We start from the raw sequence: 504 nt of genomic DNA, 5'->3' as shown, positions 1-504 counted from the left end.
AACCGGCGAGATAGACATCGAACAGGTCCGTGAGAATGTTGCTGCTAGCGGGACCGAGCCGACCGACTCGGAAGTCCGAGCAGAGATCCGACGCGAGTTCGACATCAGCGAGACGGTCGATGACCCCGATCTGGAGGAGACACTCTCGGAGGCGATGAACCTGCTATTAGGGGACAACGCCGAGATGGCCGACGAATTGCTCTCCAACGAGATCACGACGCCGTGCGCCGAGACCGTGCCCGAACAGACGGTTCACGGACCCGACCACGAGTCCGCCTGCCTCCTCCACGGGGAGCGGACGCCCGCGGAGCCGAACCCCGCGGACGACTGATCCGGGCGCGACCCGGGTCGGCGATGTTTACTCGGCCGCCGAACCGACCGACGACGGATCGATCCGTTGGGGTTCCGGAACGTCCGCGTCCGGCGGGGCCACCGCCACGTCCCCGCGCGATTCTACGTCCGGCTCGCCGTCGCCGTCCGGCGGCGCGAGCACTGCCGTCGCAC

General features: G+C 67.7%; 1 pseudogene. It reads left to right on the top strand.

The window, feature by feature from the left end:
- Positions 1-331 (top strand): annotated as a pseudogene (locus tag D3D02_RS19065) (peptide ABC transporter ATP-binding protein); the annotation flags it as partial.
- Between the last annotated feature and the right edge of the window lie 173 nt (positions 332-504).

The organism is Halobellus sp. Atlit-38R (genome assembly GCF_003665925.1).
In the GTDB taxonomy this organism is placed as follows: domain Archaea; phylum Halobacteriota; class Halobacteria; order Halobacteriales; family Haloferacaceae; genus Haloquadratum; species Haloquadratum inordinatus.
This window is presented reverse-complemented; position numbering and strand designations above follow the sequence as displayed.